The sequence below is a fragment of the Comamonas sp. F1-6 genome, from assembly GCF_039581415.1.
GTDB lineage: Bacteria > Pseudomonadota > Gammaproteobacteria > Burkholderiales > Burkholderiaceae_C > Comamonas > Comamonas thiooxydans.
This window is the reverse complement of record NZ_JBCPWN010000063.1, coordinates 1-1148: the sequence shown is the minus strand read 5'-3', so window position 1 is coordinate 1148 and position 1148 is coordinate 1. Positions and strand designations below refer to the sequence as shown.

Below are 1148 nucleotides of genomic sequence, written 5' to 3'. Positions count from 1 at the left end.
CCCGTGCCACTGCTTGCTGGTTCGCACACGCAGCTTGAGCGCATCGAGCTGGACCTGGCCACGCGTCAAGGTGTAGGCCTCTCGCAACCGCAACCCCGTCCAGACGATCAACCTAAAGAGCACAGAGAGCGTGGGCATGTCTGGCGCATCCAGGGCACGCTCGCGGTCGGGTCGCTTTTCACCCGCCATAGCCCGCTCGATCTTCTCCTGCTCCCCAGGAAAGAGGCGCCGCTCGCGGCTCACGTCCACACGCACAGACAAGGCCTGCGCACCAGGCACGCCGGCGGCGTTGGCTTGCGCGATCTCCTCACGATCCTTGCCGTTGTAGGAGGCCAGGCCACGGGGCAGCAACTTGAGCGGGTTGCCAAAGTTCACCCCGTCCGCCTGCCGCAGCCACCAGTCAAAGCAGCGCGAGAGTGAGCCAATGCGCTTGCGTATGGTGCTGGGCGCGTAGTTCTTGCTCACATCGAGCTTCATGCTTTTCACCCAGGCCTCGGCCCACTTGTAGGTGATGTCGGCAATGAGCACCTTACCCAGCTCGATCTGCAGGAGCCGCAGGATCTCCATGTCACTCTTTGCGGGCTGGCCTGTATTCATCCACGCACCGATGATGAAGCGCAGTTTTTCAGTTGGCTTGGGCTCGGCGTCTGTCCTGGCCAGATCTGCAGGCACGACACCGGCAGCAAGCAGCATGTCGACCTGCTTGCCATAAGCATCGGCCTCTTCACGCGTTTCAAAAGTCAGATACACCGGCTTGGGCAGCAGCTTGTTTCTGATGGTCAGCTCAAAGCGGCCCGTCCGCGTCTCCCGCACACTCGCCATATACACCTCTAACACTGTATAAAAAAACAGTCCTATAAAGTGTACTCGTGTGGACGGCAAGAATGAAGTTCCACGCGTGGTTTGACCGCGAATGACGCGCGGTCAGCATCGTTTTTGCGGGGGTTTTGCGCGTGTAAAAACAAAAAGGCCACCCGTAAGGGTGGCCTAACTTGTTGATTTCTTTAGAGAAATCTGGAGGCGCGAACCAGAGTCGAACTGGTCTAACCGGATTTGCAATCCGGGGCATAACCGCTTTGCTATCGCGCCGCTATCACAAAAACCTGGAGCGGGAAAACGGGTTCGAACCGTCGACCTATACCTTGGCA

Annotated in this window: 1 tRNA gene and 1 pseudogene; both read right to left on the bottom strand. The window is 58.5% G+C overall.

Annotated features, from left to right (window positions below):
* Nucleotides 1–822 (bottom strand): annotated as a pseudogene (locus tag AAIL66_RS24305) (hypothetical protein); the annotation flags it as partial.
* Between the two features lie 193 nt (nucleotides 823–1015).
* A tRNA-Cys gene (locus AAIL66_RS24300) sits at nucleotides 1016–1089 on the bottom strand.
* Between the last annotated feature and the right edge of the window lie 59 nt (nucleotides 1090–1148).